The sequence below is a fragment of the Streptomyces sp. NPDC048142 genome (genome assembly GCF_043202835.1).
In the GTDB taxonomy this organism is placed as follows: domain Bacteria; phylum Actinomycetota; class Actinomycetes; order Streptomycetales; family Streptomycetaceae; genus Streptomyces.
Genome location: NZ_JBIDBC010000036.1, coordinates 1 through 16,903, shown reverse-complemented (window position 1 = coordinate 16,903; position 16,903 = coordinate 1). Strand labels below are relative to the sequence as shown.

Sequence of the window (16,903 nt, the reverse complement as noted above, 5' to 3'; positions counted from 1 at the left end):
GGAATGACAGGACCCCTGGTCCCCTTCCGTGAATTCGTTCTCAAGGTGCACAGCAGGTGCGATCTCGCCTGCGACCATTGTTACGTCTACGAACATGCAGATCAGAGCTGGCTGACCCGCCCCAAGACCATCTCTGACGAAGCAATTTCCTGGACTGCCCGGCGCCTGGCCGAGCATGCGACGACTCATGCGCTTCCCTCCGTCACAGTGATCCTGCACGGCGGGGAACCGCTCCTGGCAGGGCCCGCGCGATTGCGACGGGTCTGCGAGGAGCTCGGATCGGCTCTGAACGGCATCGCTGAGCTGGACCTCAGGATCCACACCAACGGCGTCCAGCTCAGCCCCCGTTACCTCGACCTCTTCGACGAGTTCCACGTCCGGGTCGGGATCTCGCTCGACGGCGACCGCGCGGCCAACGACCGCCACCGCCGGTTCGCCAACGGGCGCAGCAGCCACCCGATGGTGATGCGAGCGGTCGGACTGCTCCGTGAGGAGCGCTACCGCCATCTGGACCTCGGCCTGCTGTGCACGGTCGACATCAACAACGATCCGGTGGCCGTGCACGACGCCCTCGCCGGACTCGAACCCCCGCTGGTCGACTTCCTGCTGCCGCACGCCACCTGGGACGACCCGCCCCCTCGGCCGGACGGATCGCCCACCGCGTACGCCGACTGGCTCCTGACGGTCTTCGACCGCTGGACGGACCAGGGCCGTCCGATGCCCGTCCGGATGTTCGCCTCGGTGCTCTCCAGCCTGAACGGCGGCCCCAGCCTCACCGAGTCCCTCGGTCTGGCCCCCACCGACCTCGTCGTCATCGAGACCGACGGGAAGCTGGAACAGGTCGACTCGCTCAAGAGCGCCTACGAGGGCGCCGCCGCCACCGGCTTCGACGTCTTCAGCAACACCTTCGACGAGGTCGCGGCCCACCCCGGCGTCCGGGCGCGCCAGCTCGGTCTGGCCGGAGTCAGCGAGACCTGTCGCCGCTGTCCGGTCGTACGATCGTGCGGCGGCGGGCTCTACACACACCGGTACCGCTCCGAGCCCGGCCCCGGCGGTGGCTCCGGCAGTGGCTTCGACAACCCGTCGGTCTACTGCGCCGACCTGGCCGCCCTGATCCGGGGCATCGAGGAGCGGACGGCCGCCGCCACCGAGTCGCCCGCCGTCCGGGCGCCCGATGAGCTGCTCGCCGCCCACCAGGACCTGACACGCACCCTGCTCGCGGTGCTCCACGACACCCTCGACGGGCGGGGCGGAAAGCTCTGGGACGACGCCTGGCGGCTCGCGGCGGCGGTGGAGGCGGACGCCCCGGGCGCCGAGGCGCTCGACGCGGTGCTCGCGCACCCCTACACCCGCACCTGGCTGATCGGCGCCCTGGAGGACGTCCAGGCCGGCCGCGGCATGACGGGGCCCGCCACCGAACGGCTCGCCGCGACCGTGGCCGCCGCCGCCGTCCGGGCCGGACTCGACCTGCCCGTGCCGGTGGCGTACCGGGACGGAAGCCTGTATCTGCCCACCCTCGGCACCGTGGTCATCGGCGACCCGGGGGAGCGGGGGGCCGCCGTGCTGCGTGCCACGGGCGACGGATTCCTCGTCCGCAGGCAGGAGGGCCCGCCCGGCGCGCTGCCCGCGGAGCTGCGCATCGCGCGGGAGGAACCCGAGGGTCCGCACTGGCGGCCCCTGCGCGTCCTGCGGCAGGCACCGGCTCCCGCCCTCCTGCTGGACGACCTCGATCCCTTCCGCGACTGCTTCGCCACCCCCGCCACCGGCCGTCTCACGGCGGAGCGGGCCGATGCCTGGGCGCACCGGATCGCCGAGGCCTGGTCGCTGCTGGCCGACGCCGTTCCGGACCAGACGGCCGAGGCGGCCCGGACGCTCACCACGGTGACCCCGCTGGCCGGAGGTGCGGCCGAGCCGGGCCGGCACGGACCCGGCGCACTCGGCATCGGGGAGACGGCAGACGGGAAGGAGCCGGCACTCGGCCTGCTGAGCGGATTCCGCCGGGCGAAACTGCGGGCGCTCGGTGAAGTGACGGATCTTTACGCCTTGGACGGTACCTGGGAACATCGGACGCCCTGGGGGAGCGAAGACGTGACGTTCTCCCGGTTGCTGGCGGAGACATGCGAACGGGCGGGGCTCGGGCTTTACGATCCGCGCTTCCTCGCGGGTGTTCCGGAAGCACTCGACATGATCGAAAACGCGGCGGAGGTGACGGTCGACGGAAAACAGCTGATCGCCGCTGTCCGCAAGGAGATCAGCGGAACACGGAGTGCGGCCGGGGAAAGACGCGGCCGGGACTTCCCGCCGTCCGGTCACGCATCGAACGTTCTGGCGTCTGACCGGAAAGTGACGTTCGAATGACCGAACGGCAGGGGGGTGGAAAGCGGTCCGCTCCGGAATGATGAGTTCGCTTGCACTCCCTTCCTCCTTCTGGGATGCGAGTGCTCACACAGGACGGGGGTCGTGTGCACGCATCGACGCAACAGCGAGCGGTGGGCCATCGGCCGTATTTCTTTCTGAGCTACGCCCACACGCCGGGGTACGGCGGCGGGGCGGACCCCGATATGTGGGTCGAGCGGCTTTTCCAGGATCTCTGCGGCCATGTGATGGCCATGACCGACTTACCCGCGGGCGCGCCCGCGGGATTCATGGACCGGGAGATACGTTCCGGCGAGGGCTGGTCGGAACGGCTCGGCGACGTCCTCGCCACCTGCCGGGTCTTCGTCCCGCTGTTCTCACCGCGCTACTTCGCCAGCGAGATGTGCGGCAAGGAGTGGTACGCCTTCGAACAGCGGGCCATCCACCACCGCGCCCGCTCCAACCAGCCGGCCGAGGCCATCGTCCCGGCGCTCTGGGTGCCGGTGCCGCCGAGCCAGCTGCCCGGCTCCGCCGAGCGACTGCAGTTCAACCACCGTGACTTCGGGGAACGGTACGTCAGCGACGGCCTCTACGGACTGATCAAGCTCCGGCTCTTCGCCGAGGAATACGAACGGGCCGTATACGAACTGGCCAAACGCATCGTCAGCGTCGCCGACTCGGTCCGCATCGACACCGGCCGGCCCGTCGACTACCGCCTCGCGCCCAGCGCTTTCGGCTCGCCCAGCAGCGGAGTCGGCGCCCCCCGGCCGATGCAGATCACCATCGCCGCGCCCACCCGCCACGATCTGCCCCAGGGGCGCAGCAGCGACCACTACGGCGACCACCCCCAGGACTGGAACCCCTACTACCCGGCCGCCGCCCGCCCCTTGGCCTACGTGGCCGAGGAACTGGTCCGCTCGCTCAACTACCAGGCCGTCATCACCTCCTTCGACGAGGACCGGCACGACGGCAAGGCCCCGCCCAGCACCCCCGAGATCCTGCTCGTCGACCGCTGGGCCCTGCGGGACGAGGACCACCGCCGCAGACTCGCCGCCTTCGACGCCGAGAACCGGCCCTGGGTGACCATGGTCGTGCCGTGGAGCCGTGACGACCACCAGAGCAGAGCGGCGGAGAGCGAGCTCGTCGAGAGGCTCGAAGCGACCATGCCGATCAAGATGGGTCAGGGCCGGGCCCTGTGCCGTGCCGCGGCGAAAGGAGTGCCCACCATGGAGGCGTTCGGGCAACTCCTGCCCCAGGTCGTCGAGGTGGCCGCCCAGCAGTACCTCAAGTACGCCAAGGCCTACCCTCCCGGACCCGGCGGCGGATCCGGCGAGCGGCCCCGGCTCGCCGGCCCCATGGGCAGGACGAGCTACATCCCCGACCCGCACGACCCTGCGACGGAAGCGGAGGACCTATGAGTGCCGGTCGTGACGGGCGCATCGTCACCTTCTACTCGTACAAGGGAGGCACCGGGCGCACCATGGCGCTCGCCAACACCGCCTGGATCCTCGCGGCCAACGGCAAGCGGGTGCTGGCCGTCGACTGGGACCTGGAGGCCCCCGGGCTGCACCGGTTCTTCCACCCCTTCCTCGACCCGGCCACGCTCGGCGCCACCACCGGCGTGATCGACCTGATCACCGAGTACGCCTGGGCCGCGACCAGCCCCGCCCAGCGCGCCGAGGACTGGCACCGCGACTACGCCCGTATCCAGCCGCACGCCGTGTCGCTGACCCCGGAGTCGCTCGGCTGGGAGTTCCCGCAGGGCGGCACGCTCGACTTCGTCTCCGCCGGACGGCAGAACCGCGAATACTCCGCGACCGTCTCCACCTTCGACTGGGACAACTTCTACGACCGGTTCGGCGGCGGCCACTTCTTCGACGCGCTGCGCGAGGACATGAAGGCCAACTACGACTACGTCCTCATCGACAGCCGTACCGGCCTCAGCGACATCGCCGACATCTGCACCGTCCACCTCCCGGACATCCTCGTCGACTGCTTCACCCTCAGCGACCAGTCCATCGACGGCGCCGCCTCCGTCGCCCGCCAGATCGCCGAGCGCAATACCGGCCGCCCCATCGCCCTCTACCCCGTCCCGATGCGCATCGACGAGGGCGAGAAGGAGAAGGCGGACGCCGGACGGGCGCTGGCCCGGCTCAAGTTCGACCGGCTGCCCCGCGACCTGTCCGGCGACGAACTCACCGCCTACTGGGGCGCGGTGGAGATCCCCTACCGCCCCTACTACGCCTACGAGGAGACGCTCTCCACCTTCGGCGACGAGGCCGGGCTCACCAACTCGCTGCTCTCCGCCTTCGAACGGCTCACCGCGGTCATCACCGACCGGGAGATCACCTCGATGCCCCCGATCGGCGAGGAGGTCCGCCTGCGGATCCGTGACGCCTTCACCCGGCGCAGGCCCGCTCTGCCCGCCGACCTCTACCTCAGCTATGTGGCGGAGAACCGGATGTGGGCCGACTGGCTCGAATCGATTCTCACCCGGGCCGGCTTCCGGGTGGTTCCGCGCGACGTCTCCGCCGAACGCCCCCCGGAGGAGGAGGCCGACGCCACCGCGGAGAACACCGCCCGCACCGTGGTGCTGCTCTCCAGCGCCTACCTGAAGTCCCAGCGCGCGGTACGGCTGTGGGAACGCACCGCCGCCGAGGCCGTCGGCAGCGGCCGCCGCCGGCTGGTCCCCCTGCGGGTCGGGGACGTACGCCTGTCCTCTCCGTACATCGACCGCAACCCGGTCGACCTCTTCCGGCTGGACGAGGTGCACGCCACCACCGCGGTGATGCGGGCCCTGGACCGCCCAGTGCAGGTGGCCGACGGGGTGTCGCCCGGACCCCGCTTTCCCGGCACCGTGCCGAGGATCTGGAACGCGCCGCCCCGCAACCCCGGCTTCACCGGCCGCTCACTCGTCCTGGAACGGATGCGCGACCAGCTCGGCGGCGGCCTGGCCGTCGTCCTGCCACAGCCGCAGACCCTGTACGGACTCGGCGGCGTCGGCAAGACCCAGGTGGCCCTGGAGTACGTGCACCGCTTCATGGCCGACTACGACCTGGTGTGGTGGATATCGTCCGAGCAGCCCGACGACGTGGTCGCCTCGCTCGCCGAACTCGCCGTCCGGCTCGGCGCCCAGGGCGGCGACGACATGGCGGCCGCCTCCCAGGAGGCCGTCGACCTGCTGCGGCGCGGTGTGCCCTCGGACCGCTGGCTGCTGGTCTTCGACAACGCGGACGACCCCGAGCAGCTGCGCCGCTACTTCCCGCAGGGCGGCTCCGGCCACATCCTGGTGACCTCCCGCAACCAGAGCTGGTCCCAGCACGGGGACGCGCTGCCCGTGGACGTCTTCCTCCGTGAGGAGTCGATCGAGCACCTACAGCGCCGGGCCCCCGGCCTCAGTGACGAGGACGCCGCCCAGGTGGCGACCGCCGTGGGCGACCTGCCGCTCGCCGTGGAGCAGGCCGCCGCCTGGATCGCGGAGACCGCCACCCCCATCGACGCCTATCTCGAACAGCTCGCCCAGCAGGCGCCCCGGGTCCTCGCGCTCAACCAGCCGGCCGGCTACCCGGAACCGGTCGCCGCGACCTGGAACATCTCCATCGCCCGGCTCAAGGAGCGCTCGCCCGCCGCCGTACGGCTGCTCCAGCTCTGCGCCTTCTTCGCCCCGGAACCGATCTCCGCGAACCTCCTCTACAGCAAGGAGATGATCGACGCGCTGAAGCCGTACGACTCCTCGCTCCAGGAGAAGCTGGTGCTGGGCCGGGTCATCCGGGAGATCGGCCGGTTCGCCCTCGCCAAGGTCGACCAGGTCTCCAACTCCATCCAGGTGCACCGCCTCGTCCAGGCCGTGATCAAGGCGCAGCTCAGCGAGGAGGAGCAGCGTGAGGCCCGGCACGTCGTCCACCGCATCCTCGCCGGCGCCCGGCCCGACGACGACGAGCCGATCGACAACCCGGACACCTGGCCGCGCTTCACGACGATCTGGCCGCACCTGGGCCCCTCCGACGCCCGCAACTGCAAGGAGCCGGAGACCCGCAGGCTCCTGATCGACCGGGTCCGCTACCTCTGGAAGCGCGGCGACGTCAGGACCGCGGGGGCGCTGGGCGACGAGCTGCGGGAGATCTGGCAGGAGAAGCTCGGGGAGCACGACCTGCAGTACCTCTACCTCTGCTTCCACCTCTCCAACATCCTGCGCACCCGCGGGCGTTACGTGGAGGCGAAGAATCTCGACGAGTTCACCCTGGAACGGCAGCGGGCGGTGCTGGGACCCGAACACCCGCACACCTATATGACCACCAGCAGCCTGGCGATCGACCTCGGTCTGCTGGGGGACTACTCCCGGGCGATCGAGATGGCGACCGAGGCCCACGAGGGGTTCGGGCAGATCTTCCACGACTCCCACCCCCGGACCCTGGCCGCCGCCAACAACCTGGCCCTGAACCTCCGCAGCGTCGGCCAGTACGCCCGCGCCCGGGAGATCGACCAGGACGTCTACGACCTCCGCTCCCAGGTGCTCGGACCGGAACACCCCTACAGCCTGTCCTCCGCCATGAACCTCGCCCGTGACCTGCGGGAGGTCGGACGGTACGAGGACTCGGTGGGGCTGCTCAGCACGACGTACAACAGCTTCAAGGAGACGATGGGCCGCAGCTTCCCCGCCACGCTGAGCGCCGCGAAGAGCCTCGCGGTGTCGTTGCGCAGGGCGGGCCGGCTGGAGGACGCCCGCCGTCTCACGGTGGCGACCCGCGCCCGCTACCGGGCGAAGTACACCACCGCCAACCCCGATTCGCTGGCCTGCGACCTCAACCTCGCCGCGGACCTGTTCGCGGCGGGCGAGAGCGCCGAGGCGCGGGACACGGCGCAGGAGGTCGTCGACCAGTACATGAAGGTGCCGGGGGAGAAGCACCCGTACACCCTGGCGGCGCAGAACAACCTCGGCGTCTATCTGACGGGGGCCGGGGAGCCGGAAACGGCGGAGCGGGTGCTGAAGCTGGTCGTCGCCTCCATGCAGGAGACGTTCGGCCGGGAGCACCCCAACACCCTGTTCTGTGTGATGAACCTGGCCGGTGCGACAGCGGACCGGGGAGAGCTGGACATCGCGCTGGAGACCGAGCAGCAGCTCTCCGGGCAGCTGCGCGAGGCGCTCGGGGCGCACCACCCGGAGACCCTGGCCATGACCTCGAACATGGCGGTCACGCTCGATGCCATGGGCCGGGAGGACCAGGCCGCGCAGTTGCGGGCGGAGATCGTCGTCGAGCTGTCGCGCCAGCTCGGCGACGACCATCCGCTGACCCGTATGGCCCGGACGCAGGAACGGTTCCGGCGGGAACTGGAGCCGATGTCGGTGTGACCGCCTGCGGCCGGGAGGGCCGCCCCTCCCGGCCGGCGACGGTTCGACGTAAGGCCCAAGGGGTGTGGTCCCGGGACAGCCCTCAGTCCAGCAGCCAGTCGAGGACCCGGGGGAGTACGGACAGCGCGTCGAAGTGCGCCGCCGCCGGTTCCAGTACGGCGGTGGCGCCCGGGATCTGCCCGGCCAGCCAGCGGGAGTGGCCCACGGGCGTGAAGACGTCCTTCTCCCCGTGCCAGAGCATCACCCGGCCGCTGATCCGGGCCGGATCGAATCCCCAGGGGCTGCAGAACGCGATGGCGTCGTCGATCCAGCCGTACGCCGACGTGCGCAGCCCCTCGCTGTAGTTGCGCAGCAGCATGGACCGGATCCCCACGTCGTTGACCACCACCCGGTCGGAGTCGGTCAGCTCCCGGCGCAGGTCGTCCAGGAGCCGGACCGGGTCCCGCCGGATCTGGTCCGAGCGGATGGTGAAGGTCTCCGCGAACCCGTCCGGATCGGCGGCCGCCGTGGAGTACGCGTCCACATTGGACGCGGCCATCCCGTGGAACCAGTCGAGACCGGCCGCGTCCCGGGGAGCGAGACCGACCAGGGCCGCGGTACGGGTGACCCGCTCGGGCATCAGGGCCGCGCAGGCCAGCGCGTGCGGGGCGCCGCCGGAGCGGCCCACGACGGCGAAGCGCCCGAGGCCCAGGGAGTCGGCGATGGCCCGGACGTCCTCGGCGACGTCCCTGACCCGGCGGCCCTCGTGCCGGTCGCTGCCGCCGTACCCCGGGCGGTCGTAGGCGATCAGCTGGGTATGGCGCTGGTACAGCACCATACCGCGGGGAGCGGGCCCGAGCCTGCTGCCCGGAGTGCCGTGGAGCAGGAAGACCGGTCTTCCCCGCGGGTCCCCCATCCGCTCCACCATCAGATGCCGCCCGTCCGCCGCGAGCACCCGATTGCGCACCCGTTCCTCCTCCGCTCGGTCACCCGGCCGGCCCGGACACGGTGTGCCCGGCGTGTGCTGCCGTTTCGATGATGACCCATCAGAGGCGTTACAGGGACTGTTCGGTGCCAGGAACTGCGAGCGGCAGGGGAGGTTCTGAGCAGGCGATTTCCGTCGGTATCCGGACAGGTGGGTACGCCATCCGGACCAGCAGGGGCGCATACCGGACACCCCTCATCCTCATGCGGGGGCCGCCGACGGCTGCACCGGATGTTCGCGGACGGAACCGGCGGGGCAGGACCCGGGGCAGGCGAACGCCCCGCGTGCGAAGCGTCCGTGTCGTGTGCGCGTGAGGAGAAGGCGGACGGCCTGCCGTCAGACCGCGGTCGACCCGCCGGTGCCCGGTGCCGGGGCGGCGGCGGCGGTCGTGCCCGTGGGGTCCGCCGGACCGGCTTCCGTCCGGTGCCGCATCGACAGCAGCAGGGTCAGCGCCGTGCCGACGACGGCCCAGGCGGAGAGCACCAGCAGGGGACCGGTGACCGCGTTGCCCTGGAAGTAGGCGATCGAGCGGGCCACCCAGGTGCCCGCCCCCGGGGGGAGGGCCGGGCCGATCGCCCGCCAGAAGTCCGGGAGCATCGGGAGCGGGAAGGCGCCGCCCGCGCTCGGGTTGCCCGCGATGACGATGATGAGGACGGCCAGACCGATGCCGACGATGCCGGTGAGAGCCTGCAGCGCGAGCGTGGTCATGCCGACCGCGAAGACGACCAGGGCGCCCAGGCCGGCCAGACCCCAGAAGCTGCCCGGCAGGGCGCCGAGTACCGGGCCGATGATGATCGCGCCGCCGATGCCGCCCACGATCGAGTACAGGGCCATGGCGCCGGTCCGGATCGCCGCGCGCTGCCGGTTGGCGGACTTGGCGCCGGCGCTGATCGCCAGGATGGAGGCGCAGAGATAGCCGCCCACGCACCAGCCGACGACCAGGTAGAAGGACGAGAGTCCGTTGAAGTCATCACCGGATGCCGGAGCGACGTCCACGGTCCGCACGGTCCGCTGCTGGGAGGCGTCGGCCTCGGTGAGGATCCGCTCCAGGGCGGTGGTCAGCGCGGTTCCGCCGCCGGAGGCGACCAGCAGCGTGTCGGTGCGGCCTTCCGGCGAGACGACCAGGGCTCCGTCGATGTCGCGGTTGAGGATCTGCTCGCGCGCCTCGGCGGCGCTGCTCACGGTGCGGGCGTCCAGCGGTCCGCCGGGGAGCTCGTTCAGCCGGTCGACGAGCTGCTGGGACATCTGCTGCGGGGCCACCACCCCGAAGGCGACGTCCGTGGGCTTCGGCTTGTGCAGCGCTCCGACGTAGGACGCGATGAACAGCAGTTGCAGGCCCAGCACACCGATGACGAGCAGGGCGGCCCGTGGGGTGACGGCGTTCTTCACCTCGTCGACGAAAGTCATGCCCCCACCCTCCGGGCGGGACGGCCTCCACGCAGGCGGGGCGGGCCGAACGGCGTAAGGCGTGTCGGCGGGTCAGGGCACCCTCGGAGGGTAAGAGCCCGCTCGGCGGGTCAGGGCATCCTCCGTCAGAGCCCGCTCCGCGGGTCACGTGTGGCTGAGGATCACCGTCAGTGCCACGAACTCCGCGAGGAGCTGGGCGGTGAACGCCACGTGGCGCACGCGTACGGCGGCCGCCGCCAGGGTGACGACACAGGCGATGACGGCCAGGGCGAGGCTCCAGCCGAACAGCCAGCCGGGCAGTGCATCGCCGCACTGCTCCCCGTAGGTCATGCAGCGCCCCGCCCGCTCGCTGCTGAGGGTCAGCAGTCCCGCGAACAGCGCGGCGGGTACGAAGAGGCCGGCGCACAGGCCGGACCAGAAGCGCGTGCGGTCCGCGGCGGGGGTCTCCCCGGACGCAGGGGCCTCCTCGGCCGGGGATGCGGGCTGCGGTGCTGTTGTGTTCATGCCTCGATCCAACGCGGTTCCGCTGCCCGCCGCGTGGGTCCGGATACTCGGTTGCGGATGCGTGGGGTACTCAGGGCGGTCAGTCTGATGACCGGGGGCGTGGTTCTCGGCCTCTCGCCCCGGTGCCGGCCGCTCACGCGCTCGTCCGGCAGTTTTTACCGACGCGTAACTTCCCTCTCCGCCTTACTCGTGCGTAATTTGGCATGAGCACCTAAAGCTTGTGGTCCGGGCCACAGGGCGCACCGCCATCGCACCTCCCTTGAGCCGCAAGGAGACCACACGATGCTGCCCTGGATCCGTGCTGCGCGTGTTCCCCGCACGCGCAGCCTGCTCGCCGCCCTACTCCTCGCCCTCACCGTCCTCGTCGCCCCCGCGGCGACCGCGAACGCGGCTGCTCCGGCCGCCGCCGCGGCCACTTCGCGTGGCTGGAACGACTACTCCTGCAAGCCTTCCGCCGCCCATCCCCGCCCCGTCGTCCTGGTCCACGGAACCTTCGGGAACTCGATCGACAACTGGCTGGTCCTCGCCCCCTACCTGGTCAACCGGGGCTACTGCGTCTTCTCCCTCGACTACGGCCAGCTCCCCGGCGTGCCGTTCTTCCACGGCCTGGGACCCATCGACAAGTCCGCCGAACAGCTCGACGTGTTCGTCGACAAGGTGCTCGACGCCACCGGAGCCCCGAAGGCCGATCTCGTCGGCCACTCCCAGGGCGGCATGATGCCGAACTACTACCTGAAGTTCCTCGGCGGCGCCGACAAGGTCAACGCCCTCGTCGGCATCGCCCCGGACAACCACGGCACCACGCTGCTCGGCCTCACCAAGCTGCTGCCGTTCTTCCCCGGCGTCGAGAAGTTCATCAGCGAGAAGACCCCCGGACTCGCCGACCAGATCGCGGGATCACCCTTCATCACCAAGCTCACGGCGGGCGGCGACACCGTCCCCGGCGTCCGCTACACCGTCATCGCGACCAAGTACGACCAGGTCGTGACCCCGTACCGCACGCAGTACCTGGACGGGCCGAACGTACGCAACGTCCTCCTCCAGGACCTGTGCCCGCTCGACCTGTCCGAGCATGTGGCGATCGGGACCATCGACCGCATCGCCTTCCACGAAGTGGCCAACGCCCTCGATCCGGCCCGCGCCACCCCGACCACCTGCGTCTCGGTCATCGGCTGACCCGCCGCGCAACGACGGGCCGGGGCCCGGCGTCCGATGGCGGACGGCGGACCCCGGCCCGTCACGGCCTGCCGCGCCCGACGTCCCGGAGGGACGCGGCAGGAGTACGAATCGGGGCGCTGCGGCGGTCAGCGGCTGTGGCGGCCCGCCGATCCGGCGGCCCGGCGGCGCTGCGAGGCGAACAGCACGGCCGCACCGGCGGCGAGGACCCCGGCGCCCCCGATCGCCAGGTATGTGCTGCTGCCGGAACCGCCCGTCTCGGCCAGCACCTCCTCGGTGCCCGCCGCGTTGGCCTCCGGGGCGTTGCCCGCGGCCTCGTCCTCGACCGGGTCCTCGCCGGCCGGGGCGGCGGTGTTGACCTTCGCCCCGGTGTCCGCGTCGTCGTCCCCGTGGCCGTTGTGCTCGACCGACGACTTCCCGGAACCCTCGGCGATCGCGTCCTCGGACGGCGCGGAGGGGGCGGGCGCCGGGGCCTCGGCACCGGAGGCGCCGCCTGCTCCCTGCTGCCCCTCCTCCTTCTCCGCCCCGCCGCCCGCCGAACCGCCGCCGAACGTCACGTCGGAGCAGGCGTAGAACGCCTCGGGGGAGTCGGAGCGCTGCCAGACCGTGTAGACCAGCTGCCGCCCCGAGCGCTCGGGGACCGTCCCGTCGAAGACGTACGAACCGTTCTCCAGCACCGGGTCGGTGGCCTCGGCGAAAGGTTTGGCCTCCAGGTCCGACCAGGCCAGCGGCTTCGTGGCGTCGTAACCGGGCTTGGTCATGTACAGCTCGAACGAGCCCTTGTGCGGAGCCGTCGCACGGAATCGGAAGGTGTGCTCGCCCGCCGACATCGCGGTGGCCGGCCAGTCGGCGCGCGGGAGGTCCAGGCCCCTGAACTTGTCGTTGGCCGCGCTGCACAGCTTGCCGTCCGGGATCAGCTCACGGTGCTTGCCCGCCGCGTTGGCGATGTTCACCCCGTTCCAGTCGTACAGCGCCTGGGTCCCGCCCGCCGCGACCGCCGCCCGGCACGCCGCCGACTTCGGGCTCTCCGGACCCTCCGCGAAGCACGCGGACACCCGGCTCACCGGATCGGTGAGCGAACCGTGCGCGGCGGCCGGAGCGGCCGTCAGCCCGGCCAGTGCGAGCGGTCCGAAACCGAACACGAGGATCCCGGCGGCCTTGCGACGAGCGGTCATGGGTGGATCTCCTTCTGAGCGGCACAGCTATGCGGGTGGCGATCAGCAAGCTAGCCGCCCGGAAAGCCGAAAAGGCCTGCTGGGACGGAGTGGTGGCGATCCTTATGGTCGCTTTAAGGGTGGGCTAAGAGGGTGCTCAGGTGAGAGGCCGCTGAGGAGGAGTGGAGCCCATGTCGGGGGGCTTCACCGTCCACGGACGTCCACGTGAATGTGCCTTTGGTCGAGGCGGGTGGCTCCCCGATTGGCTCCCTGTCTTGCTCGACCGTGGCCCACACATGGCCCACCACGTCGCGATTCATGGCCCGCCGGGCAGTCCGGGCATCCATGATCGGCCGGACCGACGAGATGGAGGAGCATGGCAAGCTTGGACCGACTACGACGGAGAGAGGGGCGACTCGTGTCGCAGCAGGCAAGCCCTCGCGGGACCTTCCTGAAGATCGCTGAAGTCGTCAGGGCTCGGATCGATGCCGACCCGAAGATGACCGAGCTGCCAACGGCTGCGGAGCTGATGAGCGAGTTCGGCGTCTCCCGAGGCGTAGCTCTCCGGGTCTTCGACGCCCTCCAGGGGCAGGGCGTCGCAGAACGCGTTGCTGGCAGTCGCTTGCGAGTGGTGCGACGCGGAGAAGCCGTCGACCGCCGGCCGTTGGCCGAACGGCTCACCGACGTGATCACGAATGACCCACTCCCCGTGGGGGCGACCTTCCCGAGCGCGACCAAGCTGTGTGCGCGGTTCGGCGTCTCCCGGCCCACCCTGGCCAAGGCGCTCCACAAGTTGGAGGCCGCAGGGCTTCTGTCGGAAGGCAAGCAGGGCAAACCTCGCACCGTACTGTCCCTGCCGAAGCGAGAGGGGAGTGCCAGCCCGTGAGCACCAAGGCATTGACCGACTGGGCATACCCTCTTGCCGAATCGCTGCTCTCCGAGCCCCTACCGCGTCGATGGGCGCACTCGCAGGGCGTGGCAGAGAGAGCCCGTGTGCTTGGCCCGATCCTCGGTTCGGACGCCGATCTTCTGGAAGCTGCGGCCGTGCTTCACGACGTCGGCTATGCGCCCGATCTCGCCAAGACCGGCTTTCACCCGCTGGACGGGGCGCGGTATCTGCGGGATGTCGCTCGTGCTGACGAGAGGGTGGTGCGCCTCGTGGCTCATCACTCCTGCGCGTGGATGGAGGCGGAAGCCCGAGGGCTCCGGGACGAACTGGAAGAGGAGTTCCCCCGGGAGGATCCCCACCTGAGCGATGCTCTCTGCTTCTGCGACATGAACACCACACCGGACGGCACCCCGACGAATCCGGTGGACCGGATCGCTGAGATCGCTGGTCGCTACGGTCCGGAGAGCTTGATCGGGACGTTCATCCGCCGAGCCGAACCGGAAATCCTCGGCTGCACGGTGCGCGTCCTTGAGCGACTCGCAACCGTCAAGCGTCAGCCGACGTAGGGCGCAGTCCGCTCCCGGTCCAGGGCATGCTCGATCCTGAGCCGCATGGTGGGGTGGATGTCGAACTCCCGCAGGTCCGATGGGCTGACCCATCGGACCTGCGTCGTCTCGTCGCTCGTACGGACGTCGCCACCGACCGGGCGGGCGCGAAAGCAGATGCTGAACTGCTGGCGCGCCTCGCCATCGTCGTACAGCATCACGTGCCCGGGGTCGGTGTAGATCCCCGACATGTCGATGACTTCGGCTTTGATACCAGTCTCTTCCCACACTTCGCGCACCACGGTGTCGCTGATGGACTCACCCACGTCGTGCCCGCCGCCGGGCAGTGCCCAACGGCCGTTATCCGACCGCTGGATCAGCAGTACCTCGCCAGAGTCGTTCTGGACGAAGGCCACGACGGACGGCACGACCGAGTTGGCCGGCGGAGCGTCGGGATCGTGAAGGTAGTCGATGCGTCCCATGTTCAGGCTCCCGTGATGTCGTGGTCCGAGACCGGGCGGGCACTGCCCCAGGTCTGTTCGATGCTATTCGCATAGGTGTCGAAGAGCCCACCGCCTGGCAGTCGCCTCAGATGCAGGACGGGCGCCATGTAGGCCCCGATTCCGTAGACGTGAGTGTTCACCAACATCTCGTCATCGGACCGGAAGAGCGAGTTGTAGAGCGTCCCGTCATGCAGGCGGAAGCCGATGTCAGGGTGGCTGGCGAAGAGCGGGCGGTAGTTCACCAGGGCGTTGCGGATCTTGCCGTCCATGATGCGGTGACCTTCGTCTATGCCGCGCTGTCGCACTGCCTCGCAGTCCGGGTCCCCCAGCAGGACCCTCACCTGCGTGGCCTCTTCCGCCTTCCTCTTCAAGAGGTCATGAAACAAGGGATCTTCCGAAAGCCAGAGCCCGGAGTACACAAGGACATCAACCCGAGACTCGGCTCGCTCGTAGATCTCGCGCCACAAAGCGTTCGGCACCTGGTGGCGGTGCGGGTAGATGGTGACGATCTCAGCCTTGCTCAGATCGGCTGACGTAGCGACAGCGCGCGAGTCGTCCCACAGAGTCGTCACATCGACGTTGAGCTTCGCGGCTGTGGCGTACTGATGACGTCTGTACGGGACTTTGCCCTGCGTGATCCAGCGTTCGATCGTCTTCGGGTTGACCTCGATCGAGTCGGCCAGTTCCTGGATGGTCACGCCCTGAGCGAGCAGGGCCGACCGTAAGCGTTCGTTGGACATCTCAACCCCCGAGGGACGTCTTGGGACCTCTCGAAGGTAGCCAGATGAACTTCAGCTGTCCACGGACGGGGTGAACAACGCCCCCGACCTGGGGCGATGCTGATGGTGCGCCAGGGAGCTTCGGCGCGAAACAAGAAGTCGCCACCGCTTCGCTTGACAGAACCTCAATGTAGGACCTGTAATACAGGTATCGCATCAGCCGTCAGGCAGAAGCGAAGGAGGGCCCCTGTCCGGGCGTTCCGGCAGAACAACTCCACAGCGTGATCCACCGCAGTACGGCGGCCGTGTCCGTTCCGGCCGAGGCGAGTGGAGACCAGTCGGCCGAGAAAGGGCCCCCGTCACACCGGGGCCCGACACCTCAGATGAGGGACACGCCACCGACTTGAAAGAACCGCTACGGCACACCTTGAAGCTGCCGCCTCAGACGTCCGGGACTTCGGATCTCCCCGGACCGAGCAGCGCCGAGCGAACACGAGAACCGAGCGTCTGCCCACCTCCTGAATCACTTCGGAGGCACCTGTGATCAAGCGAAGTACGAGGGCGTTGCCCGCGCTGGACCGGCGCGGGTGACAGCGCCTCTCTGTGTCGGCGGCCGAGCAGTACGGGCCGCATGTACGGACCGTGATCCCCGTGGCTATCGCGGGGCCGGTTGCCTCCTCCGCCCGTCCAGTCCGCTTCACGCGGTGCTGTACGGGCGGGGTTGAGGGGAGCCGGACCACCTTCCGGATCTGTGACCCAAGGGGAGACATGAGCACCGAGACCTTCGAGACCATCCGCTTCACCGCCGATGTCGTCGTCACGACCACCGACGGACACGTTCTGCTGATCGAGCGTGGCTGGGACCCGCACAAGGGCGCTTGGGCCCTGCCCGGCGGTCACGTCGACCCCGGAGAGACCAGCCGCGAGGCTGCGGCCCGTGAGCTGGCCGAGGAAGCCGGCGTGTACGCGGCACCGGGCGAGCTGGAGCAGGTCGGCACGTTCGACCGGCCCGACCGCGACCCGCGCGGCCGGTACATCACGGTCGCCTACCACCTGGCCGTCCTCCCCGGAACGATCGTGGAGGCCGGTGACGACGCGACCCGCGCCGAGTGGTGGCCGCTGAGCGCCCTGCCCCCGCTCGCGTTCGACCACGCGGACATCCTCCGCGCGGTCGCGGCTTCGGCCTCCTGAAACACCTCACTCACCACTCGCCCCAGGCGGCGCGAGGCCCCGGTGCGGGAAGACGCTGTTGGTTAATTCGGGGCCTGCGTCTTCTTCGCCCCGTCGATCGTTTGGTCGGCGGGGCGAAGCCGTGCGAAGTGGCTGGTGCGGGTGTG

General features: G+C 70.1%; 13 protein-coding genes. 7 read left to right on the top strand and 6 right to left on the bottom strand.

Annotation, left to right across the window (positions count from 1 at the left end; all coding sequences use genetic code 11):
* Positions 1-3 precede the first annotated feature (3 nt).
* The 3 genes from fxsBH (at position 4) to fxsT (ending at position 7,705) form a co-directional block, all read left to right on the top strand.
* The gene (gene fxsBH, locus ACGF2Y_RS31435; protein WP_392954517.1) at positions 4-2,358 is read left to right on the top strand and encodes a radical SAM/SPASM protein FxsBH, inactivated beta-hydroxylase extension form; all 2,355 of its coding nucleotides are present in this window, start codon (positions 4-6) and stop codon (positions 2,356-2,358) included.
* Positions 2,359-2,432: 74 nt separating this feature from the next.
* Positions 2,433-3,773 carry an FxsC protein gene (gene fsxC / locus ACGF2Y_RS31430; RefSeq protein WP_392954515.1) on the top strand — a complete coding sequence of 447 codons (1,341 nt, stop codon included), beginning with the start codon at positions 2,433-2,435 and terminating at the stop codon, positions 3,771-3,773.
* Entirely contained in the window at positions 3,770-7,705 is a 3,936-nt protein-coding gene (fxsT, locus tag ACGF2Y_RS31425) for an FxSxx-COOH system tetratricopeptide repeat protein (protein WP_392954513.1), read from the top strand. The genes fsxC and fxsT overlap by 4 nt, the downstream gene beginning before the upstream one ends.
* An 82-nt stretch (positions 7,706-7,787) precedes the next feature.
* Here fxsT and ACGF2Y_RS31420 read toward each other — a convergent pair whose 3' ends face one another.
* The 3 genes from ACGF2Y_RS31420 to ACGF2Y_RS31410 form a co-directional block, all read right to left on the bottom strand.
* On the bottom strand, positions 7,788-8,651 hold the full coding sequence (locus tag ACGF2Y_RS31420) for an alpha/beta fold hydrolase (RefSeq protein WP_392954511.1): 864 nt from the start codon (positions 8,649-8,651) through the stop codon (positions 7,788-7,790).
* Positions 8,652-9,005: 354 nt separating this feature from the next.
* Entirely contained in the window at positions 9,006-10,076 is a 1,071-nt protein-coding gene (locus ACGF2Y_RS31415) for an ABC transporter permease (RefSeq protein ID WP_392954509.1), read from the bottom strand.
* 144 nt (positions 10,077-10,220) lie between these two features.
* Positions 10,221-10,580 (bottom strand): hypothetical protein, encoded by a 360-nt coding sequence (locus ACGF2Y_RS31410; protein ID WP_392954507.1) that lies wholly within the window; start codon positions 10,578-10,580, stop codon positions 10,221-10,223.
* Between the two features lie 282 nt (positions 10,581-10,862).
* Between ACGF2Y_RS31410 and ACGF2Y_RS31405 the strand changes: the two genes are divergently transcribed.
* Positions 10,863-11,756 (top strand): esterase/lipase family protein, encoded by an 894-nt coding sequence (locus ACGF2Y_RS31405; protein ID WP_392954505.1) that lies wholly within the window; start codon positions 10,863-10,865, stop codon positions 11,754-11,756.
* A gap of 128 nt (positions 11,757-11,884) precedes the next feature.
* Here ACGF2Y_RS31405 and ACGF2Y_RS31400 read toward each other — a convergent pair whose 3' ends face one another.
* Positions 11,885-12,931 carry a lytic polysaccharide monooxygenase gene (locus ACGF2Y_RS31400; RefSeq protein WP_392954503.1) on the bottom strand — a complete coding sequence of 349 codons (1,047 nt, stop codon included), beginning with the start codon at positions 12,929-12,931 and terminating at the stop codon, positions 11,885-11,887.
* Positions 12,932-13,328: 397 nt separating this feature from the next.
* On the opposite strand from ACGF2Y_RS31400, the gene ACGF2Y_RS31395 reads away from it, so the two are divergent.
* On the top strand, positions 13,329-13,796 hold the full coding sequence (locus ACGF2Y_RS31395; protein WP_392954501.1) for a GntR family transcriptional regulator: 468 nt from the start codon (positions 13,329-13,331) through the stop codon (positions 13,794-13,796).
* A complete protein-coding gene (locus tag ACGF2Y_RS31390; protein ID WP_392954499.1) occupies positions 13,793-14,365 on the top strand; it encodes an HD domain-containing protein in 573 nt (190 codons plus the stop codon). Before ACGF2Y_RS31395 ends, ACGF2Y_RS31390 begins: the two co-directional genes overlap by 4 nt.
* On the opposite strand, the gene ACGF2Y_RS31385 is transcribed toward ACGF2Y_RS31390, so the two are convergent.
* Both ACGF2Y_RS31385 and ACGF2Y_RS31380 read right to left on the bottom strand, forming a co-directional pair.
* On the bottom strand, positions 14,353-14,826 hold the full coding sequence (locus ACGF2Y_RS31385) for an NUDIX domain-containing protein (RefSeq protein ID WP_376080249.1): 474 nt from the start codon (positions 14,824-14,826) through the stop codon (positions 14,353-14,355). The two genes, ACGF2Y_RS31390 and ACGF2Y_RS31385, sit on opposite strands and share 13 nt — an antisense overlap.
* 2 nt (positions 14,827-14,828) lie before the next feature.
* On the bottom strand, positions 14,829-15,587 hold the full coding sequence (locus ACGF2Y_RS31380; protein WP_392954497.1) for an XRE family transcriptional regulator: 759 nt from the start codon (positions 15,585-15,587) through the stop codon (positions 14,829-14,831).
* A 747-nt stretch (positions 15,588-16,334) separates the two neighbouring features.
* Here ACGF2Y_RS31380 and ACGF2Y_RS31375 point away from each other — a divergent pair.
* A complete protein-coding gene (locus ACGF2Y_RS31375; protein ID WP_392954495.1) occupies positions 16,335-16,757 on the top strand; it encodes an NUDIX domain-containing protein in 423 nt (140 codons plus the stop codon).
* The last annotated feature ends 146 nt before the right edge of the window (positions 16,758-16,903 follow it).

Coding starts and splice junctions, on each gene's coding strand:
- ACGF2Y_RS31400 (WP_392954503.1), bottom strand. CDS start 12,931: ATGACCGCTCGTCGCAAGGCCGCCGGGATCCTCGTGTTCGGTTTCGGA.
- ACGF2Y_RS31405 (WP_392954505.1), top strand. CDS start 10,863: ATGCTGCCCTGGATCCGTGCTGCGCGTGTTCCCCGCACGCGCAGCCTG.
- fsxC (WP_392954515.1), top strand. CDS start 2,433: ATGCGAGTGCTCACACAGGACGGGGGTCGTGTGCACGCATCGACGCAA.
- fxsBH (WP_392954517.1), top strand. CDS start 4: ATGACAGGACCCCTGGTCCCCTTCCGTGAATTCGTTCTCAAGGTGCAC.
- ACGF2Y_RS31410 (WP_392954507.1), bottom strand. CDS start 10,580: ATGAACACAACAGCACCGCAGCCCGCATCCCCGGCCGAGGAGGCCCCT.
- ACGF2Y_RS31385 (WP_376080249.1), bottom strand. CDS start 14,826: ATGGGACGCATCGACTACCTTCACGATCCCGACGCTCCGCCGGCCAAC.
- ACGF2Y_RS31375 (WP_392954495.1), top strand. CDS start 16,335: ATGAGCACCGAGACCTTCGAGACCATCCGCTTCACCGCCGATGTCGTC.
- ACGF2Y_RS31415 (WP_392954509.1), bottom strand. CDS start 10,076: ATGACTTTCGTCGACGAGGTGAAGAACGCCGTCACCCCACGGGCCGCC.
- ACGF2Y_RS31380 (WP_392954497.1), bottom strand. CDS start 15,587: ATGTCCAACGAACGCTTACGGTCGGCCCTGCTCGCTCAGGGCGTGACC.
- fxsT (WP_392954513.1), top strand. CDS start 3,770: ATGAGTGCCGGTCGTGACGGGCGCATCGTCACCTTCTACTCGTACAAG.